We start from the raw sequence: 15,716 nt of genomic DNA on the forward strand, positions 1-15,716 counted from the left end.
GTATCGGGATTTTTCCGGATAGGGGATAGATGCCCTGGCTGCGCGCACTCACTGGTCAAACCGCGCAAGCCGGAATGGCGACAATCGCTCTTCCGGTCTCTCCGATACAATTTCCCGGCTCAACAGCAGACCAACGGCAGGCGCAAGCGTCACACCGGAATGCATCACGGCGAGGGAAAGGCCATCGAGATGTCCGGCCGGCCCGACAATCGGGAAACCGTCGGCGGGGGTCGGCCGGTAGCCGATTGTAAAGAAATCCAGAGCCAGAGCAGCCACATCGTTGAGGCTCGCTTTCAGGCGGTCAAACAGCGCATCCGCCGTTGCCTGCTGATCGTCGCCCGGATCGCTGCCGCCGAAATCGGCGCCCGCGATGATACGGCCTTCCGCAGTCTGGCGCATATGCAGATCAGGGGTGATCACGATGCCGTTGAGCCGCTTTTCCACCGGTTTTGAATGAACGATCAGACCCGGCGGCGTCTCCATGGGCAGGGTCACCCCCGCTGTCTGTGCGAGGGCAGCGGCCCCAGCGCCCGCCGCGAGCACCACATGGTCGGCTTTCACCTCGCCGAAGGACGTGGCGACGCCGGCAATGCGCCCGCCTTCCTGGACAAGCCGGGTAACGTTTGCACCAACCAGCAGCCGCGTACCGCGCGCCTGCGCCCCGGCCAGCATGCGCTGCGCCGCGGCAACGGGCTCAACGGCGCCCTCTTCGGCAATGTGCACGGCGGCATCCGGCACCTGTGCCAGATAAGGCTCGCGCGCCGCTATGGCTTGCCGGTCAATACGCCTCACTCCATAGCCCCACTGCCCATGCTGCGTGACGTAGGCTTCAAGCTCGTCCGGCGATAAATCCCAGCTGATGCCGCCGCACCAGTTCACCCCGATACCGGGCAGCTCATTGTGCAGGCGCTGCCAGCCCTCCATGGCGTAGCGGCGGAAACGGAAATAAAATTCGGGATTGCCCCAGCTGGCATTGATCCATGCGAAGGAGGCCGGTGTGGCGACCCCGCCGCCTTTTTCGGCAACCACCGTGACAGCCGCGCCCTGCCGCGCCAGATGCCAGGCAATCGACGCGCCGATAATGCCGGCTCCGACCACGATCACATGTTTCTGTTTCGCCATGATTCATTCCTTTTGGAAAGGCCGGGACTCTCTGCACAGGGCAATGACAGCATCATTTCCAGACGAATGCCACCGCAAAGGCCGCAAATTTGTGATGGCGCGCATCCGGTGATAGAAAGACCCGCATGATCAAGGGCCAGTTCAGGATAATGCGCTGTACAACCGCGGGGGTGGAAGCCGTCGCGGCGGCAACGCGGCACAGCTTTTCCCGGCACACGCATGAACAATATGGCATAGGTGTTATTCATCAGGGCGCGCAAAAGTCGCTCAGCGGCCGGGGAATGGTGGAGGCCGGCCCCGGCGACATGATCACCGTCAATCCCGGTGAAGTGCATGATGGCGCGCCCATCGGCGATGCCGGGCGCTCGTGGAAAATGCTCTATTTCGACCCGAACCTCATTGGTGCAATGACCACTGATCTGCAGGAGCATGGCAAGGGACGGGACGAGTTTCCGCGGCCGGTCATTCAGGAGGTGCGGCTGGCAACCCAGTTCGAGCGGCTTTTCACCGCAATGACGGCCCCCGGCATTGCCTCGGCCATCCGGCAGGAGGAATCGCTGCTGATGCTGCTTGCCGGCGTGTTTGGTGAAGCGGGCGATCCCCAGCGGTTTCCGGCAATACCCCAAGCCATTCGCCGCGCCCGCGACCTGATCGACGATCAGCCGGCACGCGCGGTGACATTGGAGGACCTGTCACGGGAAAGCGGTTTGAGCCGCTTTCAGGTTGTCCGCGCCTTCGCCCGCGCTACCGGCATGACACCGCATGCCTATCTGGTGCAGCGGCGCATCGACCTCGCCCGCCGCATGATCGCCGGGGGATCGTCCCTGGCGGAAGCCGCCATCGCCAGCGGCTTTGCCGACCAGAGCCACATGACCCGCACCTTCATCCGCAAATATGGCCTGTCGCCCGGCGCCTATGCCGGCGCCATGAACTGAAGCCCTTCCTGCAATTTCGTTCAAGACGAATCCTGCCCGATCCGCTGTTGTGTGCCTTCCCAGGATGAAAAGGATTGCGCATGTCCAAGCAGCTTCAAGGTTATGTTTTTCTCGCACTCGCCATGGTTCTCGTCGGGAGCACCATCATTGCCAGCAAGGTGATTGCAGCGGGCTTGCCGCCCTTTACGGCAACAGCCCTGCGCTTTGCCGTCGCCTTCCCGATATTCCTGTTGCTGATGCGGCTGACGCGAACCAGGTGGCCGCAGCTTGACCGCTCTGCCTGGATCCTTCTCGTCCTGCAGGCAGGTGCCGGCAGCGTCGGTTACACGACCCTGCTGATATCCGGCCTCAAACTGACCTCGGCGACGGATGCCGGTGTCATCATTGGGACGCTGCCGGTGGTTGCCGCAGCCATCGCCATTCTCATCCTCGGCGAACGGCCGCACCGCTTCACCCTTGTCGCCATCCTGCTGGCGACAGCGGGCGTTGTCAGCATCGCTTTCCGCCCCGGCGAAAGCGGCACACACTCCCTGCCGGGCAATGCGCTGATCTTTGCGGCTGTCATCTGCGAAGGTCTGTTCATCCTGATCAACAAGCGCCTGAGAACGCCCATTCCGCCACTTGCCCTTTCGACGCTGATGACAGGCCTTGGGTTGGCGGTGGCCGCTGTACCTGCCCTGTTCGAGATGCCATGGACGGGCAGCATGAGCATTGGATCGTTCTGGGCCGTCATCTACTACGCCATTGTTCCGACAGTTGGCGGCTTCCTGCTGTGGTATGCGGGTGCCGCCCGGGTCAGCGGGGCTGAAGCCTCGCTCTTTACCGCCCTGGCACCGGTTTCGGCGGTGATATTTGCCGTCATCTTCCTTGGAGAATCCGTCAGCGAGAATCAGATGATCGGCATAGCCTGCGTGCTTCTGGCCGTCGGCGGCCTCGGGCTGCAATCCCTGAAACCGGTCAAATCTGCCTGACCATTGCCGCCCGTTCGGACAGGACCGCCCTCATGCGGTTGCACCTTCTATGATGTCATAGCCGGTGTTGATGATGGTCTTTTCAGCCGGGCGTTCGCGGCTTTCCAGAAGCTTTTCGGCGGCGGTCTTGCCGATCAGGAATCGCTTGGAAAGAATCGTCGACAACGGCAACGGCAGAGCCTGCCCGATATCGAGGCCATTGAAGCCGAAAATGCCGAGCTGCTCCTTCGGCGTAATGCCCGCATGCATGCAATGGAAGATGCCGCCCATGGCCATGTCGTCATTGGGGAAGACGACCACATCAAGCCCCGGCGCTTTCCGGAGAATCGCCTCAAGCAGGTGGCGGCCAGCCAGGGTGGAGCTGCCCCCCTGCACGCGTTCTTCGGCAATCAGCAACAGGCCTGCCTCTTTCAAGGCTGCCCGCAGGCCATCATAACGGGCGCGGGCGCGATCATCGCTGGCAATAGTGTGGCCGGCATAGCCGAAACGGCGGTAGCCGCGCTGCACCAGATGTTTGCCGGTATCATAGCCGGCTTGCCAATGCGACATGCCGACCGCGATATCGACCGGGTCCCCGTCAATATCCATGAGTTCGGCGACGCGAAAACGCCCATGCTCCAGATGCCGCCGTGCGGTAGCAGTGTGGTGCAAGCCAGCCAGAATCACCGCCGCCGGCTGCCATGCAAGAAAAGACAGAAGAATGCGCTCTTCAATCACCGGATCATAGTCGGTGACGCCGATGACCGGCTGAAACGCCGTCTCGGTCAGGGCGGTATGGATACCGCGCAATACATCGGGAAAGACAATGTTGGACAGAGAGGGCAGCAGCACGCTCATCAGCGTCGAACCCGAGGAGGCAAGACTGCCTGCCGCCCGATTGGGAATGTAACCAAGCTCGGCGATGGCGGCGAGGACCTTCGCCCGTGTCGCATCGGCAATCGGCCCCTTGTTGCGGACCACGCGAGAGGCGGTGATATCGCTCACACCGGCAAGCCGCGCCACGTCAGCCAAAGTCGGCGTGTCGGCATTCCGGTGCGCGTTGCGTTTGCGTGGCATGGCATGATCCCGATGGGATTGAGCAGAATAATGATAGCGCTACCATAAATCACTTGATGAATGCTAGTGAGTGTGCATAACTTTGTGTTAGCGCTGTCATAAGACCCGCCAGGGCTGGCAGAATAAGACGTTCTGGGAGGATCGGTTCTTGAGTTCAGCGGCAGGTATTGCAGTGATTTGCCTTGGCCCGACGAGGCTTGGCATGGCCTTTTCGGCGCTGAGTCACTGCGAACCCCGCATCTTTCCCCTCGCGCATCTCGTTTGAACAAAACGGGCGACCTGCCCGCATGACAAAGAGGTTGATTGCATATGCACGTACTGGTCATTGGCGCCGCCGGAATGGTGGGCCGCAAACTGCTGGACAGGATCGCGGCTGAAGAGGGTATCCTCGGCGGCGGCATCGACACGCTGACGCTGGTCGATGTCATCGAGCCGGCGGCGCCCCGCACCCTCGCCGGTATTTCCACCACGAAAGCGGCCGACCTTTCCGATCCCGGTGTTGCTGAAAAACTGATTGCCAGCCGCCCGGACCTGATCTTTCATCTCGCAGCCATTGTTTCCGGTGAAGCCGAAGCGGACTTCGAAAAGGGCTACAAGGTCAATCTGGACGGCACACGGTTCCTGTTCGAGGCGATCCGGCTGGAAAGCGCCAAGGCACCTTATCGTCCACGTGTGGTCTTCGCCTCCTCCATCGCGGTGTTCGGCACGCCCTTTCCCGACAAGATCGGCGACGAATTCTTCACCACGCCGCTCACCAGCTACGGCACGCAGAAGGCGATCTCCGAGCTGCTTTTGTCCGACTACAGCCGCCGCGGCTTTTTCGACGGCATCGGCATTCGCCTGCCGACCATCTGCATTCGGCCCGGCAAGCCGAACAAGGCGGCTTCGGGCTTCTTCTCCAATATCCTGCGCGAGCCGCTGGCGGGGCAGGAAGCCATTCTGCCGGTGGACGAGAATGTCCGGCACTGGTTCGCCAGCCCGCGCTCCGCGGTCGGCTTTTTCGTGCATGCGGCAACGCTCGACCTGGAAAAAGTCGGACCGCGCCGCAACCTTTCAATGCCCGGCCTTTCCGCCCTCGTCGGCGAAGAGATTGCAGCCCTGAAACGCGTGGCGGGTGAAAAGGCGGTAAGGCTGATCCGGCGCGAACCGGACGCGACCATCCAGAAAATCGTGGCAGGCTGGGCGACGGATTTCGACACGCGGCGCGCGGCCGCGCTCGGGTTCAAGGCGGAGACCGTCTTTGACGACATCATCAAGGCGCATATCGAAGACGAACTGGGCGGAACACTATGACCAATTATCAGGATTCAGGCAGAGGCAAGATCGCACTGGTGACCGGCGGCGGCACGGGCGTCGGCAAGGCGATTTCTGTGGCACTGCTCGGTGTCGGCTGGACCGTCGTCATCACCGGGCGGCGCAAGGACGTGCTCGATGAAGCAGCAAAGACACTGGCCGCCGAGACCAAGGGAACGGTCAATCCCATTGTCTCCGATGTCAGCGATCCCAAATCCGTCGCCGCACTGTTCGAAGCGGTCAAGGCGGCCTATGGACGTCTGGACCTGCTGATCAACAATGCCGGGATCAATGTGCCGAATGTCGCCATGGAAGAGGTGACGTTCGAGCAGTGGAACGCCATTGTCGGCGCCAATCTGACCGGCGCATTCCTGTGCACGCAGCAGGCGCTGAAACTGATGAAGACGCAGACGCCGCGTGGCGGCCGGATCATCAACAATGGCTCGATTTCCGCGACGACGCCGCGGCCGAATTCAGCGCCCTATACAGCAACGAAACACGCCATCACGGGCCTGACCAAGTCGACCGCGCTGGACGGACGGCCGTTCGACATTGCCTGCGGCCAGATCGATATCGGCAATGCCACCACCGAAATGACGTCGAAAATGGCGGGCGGCGTGCTGCAGGCCAACGGGGAGACGGCAAGCGAGCCAACCATACCGGCGCACTATATCGGCGATGCGGTTGTCTACATGGCCGGACTGCCGCTGGAAGCCAATGTGCTGTCGCTGACTGTCATGGCGACGAAAATGCCGCTGGTCGGTCGGGGATAGTATTTTCGCGCGGTGTTTTGGGAGAAGCGCCGTTTGACATAATTCAGGGAGGAACAGGCATGGCATCCGTCGAATTCGCCAATGTCAGAAAATCATTCGGGACGCATCCGGTTATCAAAGGGGTTGATATCGAGATCGCCGATGGCGAGTTCGTCATTCTGGTCGGACCATCCGGCTGCGGCAAGTCCACGCTGCTGCGCATGCTGGCGGGGCTGGAGAACATTTCCGCCGGCGAGATCCGCATCGGCGGACAGGTGGTCAATGGCCTCGCGCCAAAAGAGCGCGACATCGCCATGGTGTTCCAGAACTATGCGCTCTATCCGCACATGACCGTTGCCGACAACATGGCCTTCTCGCTGACGCTGAAAGGTGCCGCCAAGGCCGAGATCGACAAGCGCGTCAAACCGGCCGCGGAAATTCTGGGCCTCACCCACCTGCTCGACCGCTTTCCCCGGCAATTGTCCGGCGGCCAGCGCCAGCGCGTCGCCATGGGCCGCGCCATTGTCCGCGATCCGCAGGTGTTCCTGTTCGATGAGCCGCTTTCCAATCTCGATGCGAAACTGCGCGTCGCCATGCGCGCGGAAATCAAGGAGCTGCACCAGCGGCTGAAGACGACCACGGTCTATGTGACGCATGACCAGATCGAAGCCATGACCATGGCCGACAAGATCGTCGTCATGCATGACGGCATCGTCGAACAGATCGGCGCGCCGCTCGAACTCTATGACCAGCCGGCCAATCTGTTCGTCGCCAGCTTCATCGGTTCACCCGCCATGAACATGATCAAGGGCAGGCTTGATCCGAACGATGCACTGAAATTCGTGACGGAAAAGGGCGTTGTCCTGCCGGTGGCCAAGGCGCCGGAAAGCGCCAGGGGACGCGCCCTGATCTATGGACTGAGGCCCGAGCACATGACGATTGCCGAGGGCGGCATTCCGGCAAACGTCGTGGTGATCGAACCCACCGGATCGGAAACCCAGATGATCATGCGCATCGGCGGTGACGATATTACCGGCGTGTTCCACCAGCGCGTCAACGCCCGTCCGGGCGAGACGGTCGGCCTGTCGATCCACGCCGAGGCGACATATCTCTTCGATGCGGAGAGCGGCAAGCGCCTCGTCTGAAAACCACCAAGCGGCACCTGCCAGTCGGGGAGCGTGTGCCGGTCATATAAGCCCCCGGAAAGCATGGGCCGGAAGCGGGAGACGTTCCGGACATGCTTGTGAAACCCCAAGGAGGAGCATTCATGACCATCAACAGACGACATCTTCTCGGCGCTTCTGCCGGACTTGTGGCCGCTGCCGGGTTGAACCGGCTGGGCCTTACCCCGGCCTTTGCCCAGGCGGCCCCCGCCTACAAGCCGGAAGCGGGTGCAAAACTGCGCCTGCTGCGCTGGGTGCCGTTCGTGCCGGCGGAAGAAGCCGCATGGCTTGCCAATACCAAGAAGTTCAGCGACGCCACCGGCGTTGAAGTGCGCATCGACAAGGAAAGCTGGGAAGATGTGCGCCCGAAGGCCGCCGTTGCCGCCAATGTCGGCTCGGGCCCGGACATGGTGATGAGCTGGTTCGACGACCCGCACCAATATCCGGACAAGCTCGTCGATGTCACCGAGCTTGGCACCTATCTCGGCGGCGCCCATGGCGGCTGGTATCCGGGCCTCGAAGGCTATGCCAAGCGCGACGGCAAGTTCATCGCCCTGCCGCTCTGTGCCATCGGCAACGCCATCGTCTACCGCGACAGCCACATGAAGGCCGCCGGCTTCAGCGAATTCCCCAAGGACACGGCGGGTTTCCTCGAACTCTGCAAGGCCATGCACGCCAAGGGCACGCCCGCGGGCTTCCCGCACGGCAAGGCCGTCGGCGACGGCAACAATTACGCCCACTGGCTGCTGTGGAGCCACGGCGGCAAGATGGTCGATGAAATCGGCAAGGTTGTCATCAACAGCCCGGAAACGCTGGCCTCGGTGAAATATGCGCAGGAACTCTACAAGACCTTCATCCCCGGCACGGAAAGCTGGCAAGACGTTAACAACAACCGCGCCTTCCTGGCCGGGCAGATATCGCTGACCGCCAATGGCGTGTCCGTCTATTATGCCGCGAAGAAAGACCCGGCGATGGCGGCCATTGCCGAAGACATGCGTTCGGTCAATCTGCCCATTGGTCCGGTCGGCCAGTCGGTCGAGCTGCACCAGGCATCCACCGTCTCCATCTTCAAGCACACGAAATATCCGGAAGCCGCCAAGGCCTATCTGCAGTTCATGTACCAAGCCGACAACATGAATGCGTGGATCGAAGGCGCCAGCGCCTATTGCTGCCAGCCGCTGAAGGAATATGCCGCCAATCCCGTATGGACATCCAACCCCATCCACGAGGCCTATGCCAAGGCATCGGGCAGCCTGCGGCCGAACGGCTATGCCGGACCGCTCGGTACAGCGTCGGCCGGCGTGATGGCCGACTATGTGCTGGTCGACATGTATGCCACCGCCGTGACGGGTCAGATGACGCCGGAAGACGCCATCGCCCAGGCGGAAAAACGCGCCAACCGTTACTACAACGTCTAGCCAAGGGGTGGAGACCGGCAGGATGACAAAGAGCGTGAATACAGGATGCTATGAAGGGAGTGATGTTCTTCACCCCCCTCTGTCCTGCCGGACATCTCCCCACAAAGGGGGGAGATCACATCGGCATCTGCACTTTTGCTTACATCGCCGTGGCTCAAAGCTGGTTGAAACAGCTGGGAAAGCTGATCTCCCCCCTTGTGGGGGAGATGGGCGGCAGCCCAGAGGGGGGTATTCCTTATGACAGCAACAACAAAGCCATCTTCAGCCCTCGGCGCACTGACTCGGAACAACACGTTTCTGGGTTTTCTGTTTCTGTTGCCGGCTGCGGTGTTCCTGCTGTGCTTTCTGACCTATCCGCTCGGCCTTGGGGTGTGGCTCGGCTTTACCGATGCCAAGATCGGCCGCGACGGGATTTTCATCGGCCTGGAAAACTATCAGGCGCTGGCCAGCGATTCCGTCTTCTGGATGGCGGTCTACAATACGGTTCTCTACACATTCATCGCCTCGGTCCTGAAATTCGCCCTCGGCCTGTGGCTGGCGCTGATCCTCAATGAAAACCTGCCATTCAAGTCGTTCTTCCGTGCCATCATCCTCTTGCCGTGGGTTGTGCCGACGGTGCTGTCGGCGCTGGCCTTCTGGTGGATTTACGATGCACAGTTCTCGATCATTTCCTGGTCGCTGATCAAGCTCGGCCTCATCGATACGCCCATCAATTTCCTCGGCGATCCCAACAATGCGCGCGCATCGGTCATCGCCGCCAATGTCTGGCGCGGCATTCCCTTCGTGGCCATTTCGCTGCTCGCGGGCCTGCAGACCATCCCGCAATCCTTGCATGAAGCCGCCTCGCTCGACGGTGCAACCGGCTGGCAGCGCTTCCGCTTCATCACCCTGCCCATGCTCACCCCCATCATTGCCGTGGTCATGACCTTTTCTGTGCTCTTCACCTTCACCGATTTCCAGCTGATCTACGTGCTGACCAAGGGCGGGCCGGTCAATGCCACCCATCTCATGGCCACGCTTTCATTCCAGCGGGGCATTCCGGGCGGGCAACTCGGTGAAGGCGCGGCCATTGCCGTCGCCATGATCCCGTTCCTCCTCGCCTCGATCCTGTTCTCATTCTTCGGCCTGCAGCGCCGGAAATGGCAGCAGGGCGGACAGGATTAAGGGAGGAGAGACCATGAGCATTTCCGAACAGACCGCCACGCCGACACTCACCGACGACGCGCAGGGCATGAGCTATCTCAACCGGCTGCCGCGGCGCCTCGTCGTGCTCTACCTGCCGCTGGCTGTTTTCATCATCGTGTTGCTGTTCCCGTTCTACTGGATGGCAATCACGGCGGTGAAGCCCAACTCGCAGTTGACGGACTACAACAATTACAGCCCGTTCTGGGTGGTCGGGCCAACGCTTGACCACATCAAATATCTCCTGTTCGAGACCTCCTATCCGGGCTGGCTGTGGAACACACTTGTTGTCTCGGTCTGCGCGACCGTTCTGTCGCTTGCAGCCTCGGTCTTTGCCGCCTACGCCATCGAGCGCATCCGCTTCAAGGGCTCGCGCTCGGTCGGGCTCCTGATCTTCCTTGCCTATCTCGTGCCGCCCTCGATCCTGTTCATTCCGCTGGCCGTGATCGTCTTCAAGTTCGGCATCTATGACAGCAAGCTGGCGCTGATCTTCACCTACCCGACCTTCCTCATTCCGTTCTGCACATGGCTGCTCATGGGTTACTTCCGTTCGATCCCGTTTGAGCTGGAAGAAAGTGCCCTCGTCGACGGCGCTTCGCGCTGGCAAATCCTCATCAGGGTCATATTGCCGCTGGCGGTGCCCGGACTGATCTCTGCCGGCATTTTCGCCTTCACTTTGTCGTGGAATGAGTTCATCTATGCGCTGACCTTTATCCAGTCCTCGGAGAACAAGACTGTCCCGGTCGGTGTCCTGACGGAGCTGGTGCGAGGGGATGTTTTCGAGTGGGGTTCGCTGATGGCAGGGGCGCTGTTTGGCTCGCTGCCCGTCGTCATCCTCTACTCATTCTTTGTCGATTATTACGTGTCCTCGATGACCGGCGCGGTCAAAGAGTAATTGGGGCGTGCCCCCATCCAGGAGTTGCTTTCATGACCACCACCAAAACCCCGAAAAAGCTTCGCTCGCAGGAATGGTTCGACAATCCTGACAACCCGGGGATGACGGCGCTCTATCTCGAGCGTTATCTCAATTACGGCCTGACACGGGCGGAACTGCAGTCGGGCAAGCCGATCATCGGCATCGCCCAGACGGGCTCGGACCTTTCGCCCTGCAACCGCCATCACATCGAATTGGCCAAGCGGGTGCGCGACGGCATCATCGCGGCGGGCGGTATCCCGTTCGAGTTTCCGGTTCATCCCATTCAGGAAACCGGCAAGCGTCCCGGCGCAGCACTCGACCGCAACCTCGCCTATCTCGGGCTGGTGGAAGTCCTCTTCGGTTATCCGCTGGATGGCGTCGTGCTGACCATCGGCTGTGACAAGACCACGCCGGCCATGCTGATGGGCGCTGCCACGGTAAACATTCCCGCTATCGCCCTCTCCGTCGGGCCCATGCTGAACGGCTGGCACCGCGGCGAGCGCACCGGTTCCGGCACCATCGTCTGGAAATCGCGTGAAAAGCTGACTTCAGGCGAAATCAACTACGACGAGTTCATGGACATCGTGGCGTCGTCGGCACCGTCCGTCGGCTATTGCAACACCATGGGCACCGCGACCACGATGAATTCGCTGGCCGAGGCACTCGGCATGGAACTGCCCGGCGGCGCGGCCATCCCGGCGCCTTACCGTGAACGCGGCCAGATTGCCTATGACACCGGCAAGCGCATTGTCGACATGGTGCGCGAAGACCTGAAGCCCTCCGACATCATGACCCGCGCGGCCTTCGAGAATGCGATCGTCATCAACTCGGCCATCGGCGGGTCGACTAATGCGCCCATCCATCTGAATGCCATTGCCCGCCATCTCGATATCGCGCTCGACAATGATGACTGGCAGGCCATCGGTCATGATGTGCCGCTGCTGGTCAACCTGCAGCCTGCGGGGGAATATCTGGGCGAAGATTACCACCGCGCGGGCGGCGTACCTGCCGTCGTGGCGGAACTGCTCAAGGCGAAGCGCCTGCCGCACCCCTCGGCGCTCACCGTCAACGGCAAGAGCATCGGCACCAATTGCGAGGGTGTCGAAAATCTCAACACCGACGTCATTCGTCCCTATGAGACACCGCTGAAGAAGAAGGCCGGATTCATCAATCTCAAGGGCAACCTCTTCGACAGCGCCATCATGAAAACCAGCGTGATTTCCGACGAATTCCGCGAGCGCTATCTGTCCGATCCGGAGGATCCGGAAGCGTTCGAAGGCATTGCCGAAGTGTTCGAGGGCCCGGAAGATTACCATGCGCGGATCGACGATCCGAAACTCGGCCTTGACGAGAACAGCATCCTGATCATGCGCGGCACCGGCCCCATCGGCTATCCCGGCGCGGCCGAAGTGGTCAACATGCAGCCCCCGGGCTATCTCTTGAAGAAAGGCATCCACGCGCTGCCATGCCTTGGGGACGGCCGCCAGTCCGGCACGTCAGGTTCGCCGTCCATCCTCAATGCCTCACCCGAGGCGGCCGTCAATGGCGGTCTGGCACTGGTGCGCTCCGGCGACCACCTGCGCATCGACCTGCGCAAAGGCACCGCCAACATCCTCATCGATGACGAGGAACTACAGAAGCGCCGGGACGACCTTCTGGCAGCGGGCGGCTACAAATATCCGGCCAGCCAGACGCCATGGCAGGAAATCCAGCGCGGCATGGTCGATCAGCTGGCGCAGGGCATGGTCCTGAAACCGGCAGTTGATTTCCAACGTATTGCCCAGACCAAGGGACTGCCGCGCGACAACCACTGAGGCCAACCGTTCGGGAGGGAACATGGCGAACACCATCAGGCGCTATGAGGGGCGGCATGCAGTCATTACCGGCGGTGCTTCCGGCATAGGCTACAGGACGGCGGAGCGGATCGTGTCGGAGGGCGGCACGGTCAGTCTCTGGGACGTGGATGCAGCACGGATCGAGGACGCAAAAGCCAGGCTCGGTGAGGGCGCGCTTGGGCTGGCGCTCGATGTTTCCGATCCGGCTCAGGTGGAAAAGGCGGCGCAGCACACCGCCGCCAGCGCCGGCAGGATCGATATCCTCATCTGTTCGGCCGGGATCACCGGGCCGAACGCCAAGGTGGCGGATTATCCGATCGATCAATGGAAGCGGGTATTCGATATCAACGTCAACGGCCTGTTCTACTGCAATCGCTTTGTCGTGCCGTTCATGCAGAAGAACGGCTATGGCCGCATCGTCAATGTTGCCTCCATTGCCGGCAAGGAGGGCAATCCCAATGCTTCAGCCTACAGCGCGTCGAAGGCGGCGGTGATCGGCCTGACCAAATCGCTCGGCAAGGAGCTGGTGCATGACGGCATCACCGTCAATGCCATTACCCCGGCCACCGTCGATACGCCGATCCTCCAGCAGCTCAAACCTGAATTCATCGATTACATGCTGTCGAAAATACCCATGCAGCGGTTTGGTACCGTCGATGAACTGGCATCCCTGATCAGCTGGATCGCCAGCGAGGAATGCTCGTTCACAACAGGTGCTGTTTTCGATATTTCCGGTGGCCGCGCCACCTATTGATCCCCTCCCAATCAGAAAGGTTACCCCATGAAACTCGTGCGTTACGGCCCCGCCGGTCAGGAAAAGCCGGGGCTTGTCGACAAGGATGGCAAGGTTCGCGATCTCTCCGCTCACATCAGGGATATCGCCGGTGAAGCGATTTCGCCTGCGGGGCTGAAAAAGCTTGCCAGCATCGACCCGGCTTCACTGCCCGAGGTCACCGTCGACCGGTACGGCGCCTGTGTTGCGGGAACCGGCAAGTTCATCTGCATCGGCCTCAACTATTCCGACCATGCGGCGGAAACCGGCGCAACCGTGCCGCCGGAGCCGATCATCTTCATGAAGGCGACCTCGGCCATTGTGGGCCCGAATGACGATGTGGAAATTCCGCGCGGCTCGCTGAAGACAGACTGGGAAGTCGAGCTTGGCGTGGTTATCGGCAAGCACACCAAATATGTCAGTGAGGACGAAGCACTCGATCATGTGGCGGGTTACTGCCTGATCAATGACGTGTCGGAACGGGCATTCCAGGCCGAGCGCCAGGGGCAGTGGACCAAGGGCAAGAGCTGCGACACATTCGGACCTACCGGCCCATGGCTGGTGACGAAAGATGAAGTGGCCGACCCGCAGAAGCTGAAAATGTGGCTTGATGTCAATGGTCATCGCTATCAGAACGGCTCGACCGAAACGATGGTTTACGGCGTCAAATATCTCGTTTCCTACCTGTCGCAATTCATGTCGCTGCATCCCGGCGACATCATCTCGACAGGCACACCGCCCGGCGTCGGCCTTGGCCAGAAACCGAATATCTTCCTGAAGGCCGGAGATGTCATGACACTGGGCATTGAGGGGTTGGGCGTGCAAAAGCAGACGGTCGTTCAGGGCTGACAAGCAGCCGGTTTTCCTTACTATGAGAATCACCGCACCCGATGACGGTGCGGTTCCATGGGCGTTGCGCAGCGTCCGAACGGTACTGGGAGGTCCATTCATGAGCATCGCAACGTCATCCGCCCATCCGCCGCAAAAGGCACCGGCGGGCGCCAGCAAGGTCCGCTACATCATTCTTGCCATGTGCTTTCTTGGCATAACGATGAACTATCTCGACCGGGCCAATCTGAGCGTGGCACTGCCCTATATCGATGCCGAGCTCAATCTCCAGCTGACCAATGCGGAAAAGGGTCTGATCCTCGGCGCCTTCTTCTGGGCCTATGACGGCATGATGCTCATTGCCGGCTGGTTCACCGACAAGGTCGGATCACGCCGGTCATTCACCATCGCCGCGGTCTGGTGGTCGGCCTTCACCGCGCTGACGCCGCTGGCCACCAGTTTCTGGGGATTTTTTGCCGTGCGCTTTGCCCTCGGCGCCGGGGAAGCCCCCGCCTATCCCAGCGCGACCAAGGCAGCCTCCCGCTGGTTCCCGAAGAGCGAGCGCGCCTTCGCCACGGCGGTCATCGATTCCGGTTCGCGTGTCGGCACCGTGCTGGCCTTGCCGATCGTTACGGGCATTATCGCCCTGACCACCTGGCACTATTCCTTTGCTATCCTCGGCGCGCTCGGCCTTGTCTGGGCCTTCTTCTGGTATGTCATGTACCGCGATCCGGCCGAACACACCGGCGCCAATGATCTCGAGCGCCAGTACATCACCGACAATGGCGGGCGCACCGACGCAACCGACGACGCGGAAGCCGTCAAGATTCGCTGGATCGACCTTTTCCGCTACCGCACCATCTGGGGCATGATGATCGGATTTTTCTGCCTGAACTTCGTCATCTATTTCTTCCTCACCTGGTTTCCGGACTACCTAAAGAATGCACGCGGCCTCAACCTGGCGGAGCTTGGAACATTCGGCATGATTCCGGGCCTGACCGCGGTGGTCGCCGCATGGAGCGCAGGCGCCTGGGCGGACCGGGCGATCCGCGGCGGTGCCGATGTCACGGCCATTCGCAAGCTCATCATGGTCGGAGGTCTGCTGGGCGGCGCAGCCATTCTCCCGGCAGCACTGGTGTCATCGCTTTACATGGCACTCATCTTCCTGGCGATTTCCTACAGCAGCCTCGCCGTAGCCGCCACGGCCATCTGGTCGCTGCCCGCTGACGTGGCGCCCAGTTCCCATCACGTCGCATCGATCGGCGGTATCCAGAATTTTGCCTCGAACATTGCCGGCATTATCAGCCCGTTCCTGTTCGGCGCGCTGCTTGACCGCTTCCACGGCAACTATACGCCCTCATTCGCCATGGCAGCCTTCATGGCGCTGGTCGGCGCTTTCACCTATGCCTTTGTGGTCGGTCGCGCCGAACCCTTGCCCGTGCTCCCGCCAAGAACCTAAGACGGAGAAGGACG

Annotated in this window: 14 protein-coding genes; 12 read left to right on the plus strand and 2 right to left on the minus strand. The window is 61.1% G+C overall.

Annotation, left to right across the window (positions count from 1 at the left end; all coding sequences use genetic code 11):
- Window positions 1-48 precede the first annotated feature (48 nt).
- On the minus strand, window positions 49-1,122 hold the full coding sequence (locus tag C5750_RS11045) for an NAD(P)/FAD-dependent oxidoreductase (protein WP_105733966.1): 1,074 nt from the start codon (window positions 1,120-1,122) through the stop codon (window positions 49-51).
- A gap of 125 nt (window positions 1,123-1,247) precedes the next feature.
- Between C5750_RS11045 and C5750_RS11050 the strand changes: the two genes are divergently transcribed.
- A complete protein-coding gene (locus C5750_RS11050) occupies window positions 1,248-2,057 on the plus strand; it encodes an AraC family transcriptional regulator (RefSeq protein WP_105733967.1) in 810 nt (269 codons plus the stop codon).
- An 80-nt stretch (window positions 2,058-2,137) separates the two neighbouring features.
- On the plus strand, window positions 2,138-3,028 hold the full coding sequence (locus C5750_RS11055; protein ID WP_105733968.1) for a DMT family transporter: 891 nt from the start codon (window positions 2,138-2,140) through the stop codon (window positions 3,026-3,028).
- Window positions 3,029-3,058: 30 nt separating this feature from the next.
- On the opposite strand, the gene C5750_RS11060 is transcribed toward C5750_RS11055, so the two are convergent.
- Window positions 3,059-4,084, minus strand: coding sequence for a LacI family DNA-binding transcriptional regulator (locus C5750_RS11060; RefSeq protein WP_105733969.1), 1,026 nt, complete (start codon window positions 4,082-4,084; stop codon window positions 3,059-3,061).
- A 309-nt stretch (window positions 4,085-4,393) separates the two neighbouring features.
- Between C5750_RS11060 and denD the strand changes: the two genes are divergently transcribed.
- The 10 genes from denD (at window position 4,394) to C5750_RS11115 (ending at window position 15,702) form a co-directional block, all read left to right on the plus strand.
- Window positions 4,394-5,377 carry a D-erythronate dehydrogenase gene (denD, locus tag C5750_RS11065; protein WP_105733970.1) on the plus strand — a complete coding sequence of 328 codons (984 nt, stop codon included), beginning with the start codon at window positions 4,394-4,396 and terminating at the stop codon, window positions 5,375-5,377.
- A complete protein-coding gene (locus C5750_RS11070) occupies window positions 5,374-6,150 on the plus strand; it encodes an SDR family oxidoreductase (RefSeq protein ID WP_105733971.1) in 777 nt (258 codons plus the stop codon). The genes denD and C5750_RS11070 overlap by 4 nt, the downstream gene beginning before the upstream one ends.
- A gap of 59 nt (window positions 6,151-6,209) precedes the next feature.
- Window positions 6,210-7,274: an ABC transporter ATP-binding protein gene (locus tag C5750_RS11075; RefSeq protein ID WP_105733972.1), complete on the plus strand. Its 1,065-nt coding sequence runs from the start codon at window positions 6,210-6,212 to the stop codon at window positions 7,272-7,274.
- Window positions 7,275-7,396: 122 nt separating this feature from the next.
- Window positions 7,397-8,710 (plus strand): ABC transporter substrate-binding protein, encoded by a 1,314-nt coding sequence (locus C5750_RS11080; RefSeq protein WP_105733973.1) that lies wholly within the window; start codon window positions 7,397-7,399, stop codon window positions 8,708-8,710.
- A gap of 237 nt (window positions 8,711-8,947) precedes the next feature.
- Window positions 8,948-9,874, plus strand: a complete 927-nt coding sequence (locus tag C5750_RS11090) for a carbohydrate ABC transporter permease (protein WP_105733974.1) — start codon at window positions 8,948-8,950, stop codon at window positions 9,872-9,874.
- A gap of 13 nt (window positions 9,875-9,887) precedes the next feature.
- Entirely contained in the window at window positions 9,888-10,787 is a 900-nt protein-coding gene (locus C5750_RS11095) for a carbohydrate ABC transporter permease (RefSeq protein WP_105733975.1), read from the plus strand.
- Between the two features lie 32 nt (window positions 10,788-10,819).
- Window positions 10,820-12,622: an IlvD/Edd family dehydratase gene (locus tag C5750_RS11100; protein WP_105733976.1), complete on the plus strand. Its 1,803-nt coding sequence runs from the start codon at window positions 10,820-10,822 to the stop codon at window positions 12,620-12,622.
- Window positions 12,623-12,644: 22 nt separating this feature from the next.
- The gene (locus C5750_RS11105) at window positions 12,645-13,397 is read left to right on the plus strand and encodes an SDR family NAD(P)-dependent oxidoreductase (RefSeq protein ID WP_105733977.1); all 753 of its coding nucleotides are present in this window, start codon (window positions 12,645-12,647) and stop codon (window positions 13,395-13,397) included.
- Between the two features lie 27 nt (window positions 13,398-13,424).
- A complete protein-coding gene (locus tag C5750_RS11110) occupies window positions 13,425-14,264 on the plus strand; it encodes a fumarylacetoacetate hydrolase family protein (RefSeq protein WP_105733978.1) in 840 nt (279 codons plus the stop codon).
- 100 nt (window positions 14,265-14,364) lie between these two features.
- Entirely contained in the window at window positions 14,365-15,702 is a 1,338-nt protein-coding gene (locus C5750_RS11115; RefSeq protein ID WP_105733979.1) for an MFS transporter, read from the plus strand.
- Window positions 15,703-15,716: the final 14 nt, after the last annotated feature.

This window comes from Phyllobacterium myrsinacearum (genome assembly GCF_002980555.1).
Taxonomy (GTDB): Bacteria; Pseudomonadota; Alphaproteobacteria; order Rhizobiales; family Rhizobiaceae; genus Phyllobacterium; species Phyllobacterium myrsinacearum.

Excerpts from the sequence above, each read along its gene's own strand:
- C5750_RS11090 (WP_105733974.1), top strand. The coding sequence starts at position 8,948 with ATGACAGCAACAACAAAGCCATCTTCAGCCCTCGGCGCACTGACTCGG.
- C5750_RS11105 (WP_105733977.1), top strand. The coding sequence starts at position 12,645 with ATGGCGAACACCATCAGGCGCTATGAGGGGCGGCATGCAGTCATTACC.
- C5750_RS11045 (WP_105733966.1), bottom strand. The coding sequence starts at position 1,122 with ATGGCGAAACAGAAACATGTGATCGTGGTCGGAGCCGGCATTATCGGC.
- C5750_RS11095 (WP_105733975.1), top strand. The coding sequence starts at position 9,888 with ATGAGCATTTCCGAACAGACCGCCACGCCGACACTCACCGACGACGCG.
- denD (WP_105733970.1), top strand. The coding sequence starts at position 4,394 with ATGCACGTACTGGTCATTGGCGCCGCCGGAATGGTGGGCCGCAAACTG.
- C5750_RS11070 (WP_105733971.1), top strand. The coding sequence starts at position 5,374 with ATGACCAATTATCAGGATTCAGGCAGAGGCAAGATCGCACTGGTGACC.
- C5750_RS11115 (WP_105733979.1), top strand. The coding sequence starts at position 14,365 with ATGAGCATCGCAACGTCATCCGCCCATCCGCCGCAAAAGGCACCGGCG.
- C5750_RS11060 (WP_105733969.1), bottom strand. The coding sequence starts at position 4,084 with ATGCCACGCAAACGCAACGCGCACCGGAATGCCGACACGCCGACTTTG.
- C5750_RS11075 (WP_105733972.1), top strand. The coding sequence starts at position 6,210 with ATGGCATCCGTCGAATTCGCCAATGTCAGAAAATCATTCGGGACGCAT.
- C5750_RS11110 (WP_105733978.1), top strand. The coding sequence starts at position 13,425 with ATGAAACTCGTGCGTTACGGCCCCGCCGGTCAGGAAAAGCCGGGGCTT.
- C5750_RS11080 (WP_105733973.1), top strand. The coding sequence starts at position 7,397 with ATGACCATCAACAGACGACATCTTCTCGGCGCTTCTGCCGGACTTGTG.
- C5750_RS11100 (WP_105733976.1), top strand. The coding sequence starts at position 10,820 with ATGACCACCACCAAAACCCCGAAAAAGCTTCGCTCGCAGGAATGGTTC.
- C5750_RS11055 (WP_105733968.1), top strand. The coding sequence starts at position 2,138 with ATGTCCAAGCAGCTTCAAGGTTATGTTTTTCTCGCACTCGCCATGGTT.
- C5750_RS11050 (WP_105733967.1), top strand. The coding sequence starts at position 1,248 with ATGATCAAGGGCCAGTTCAGGATAATGCGCTGTACAACCGCGGGGGTG.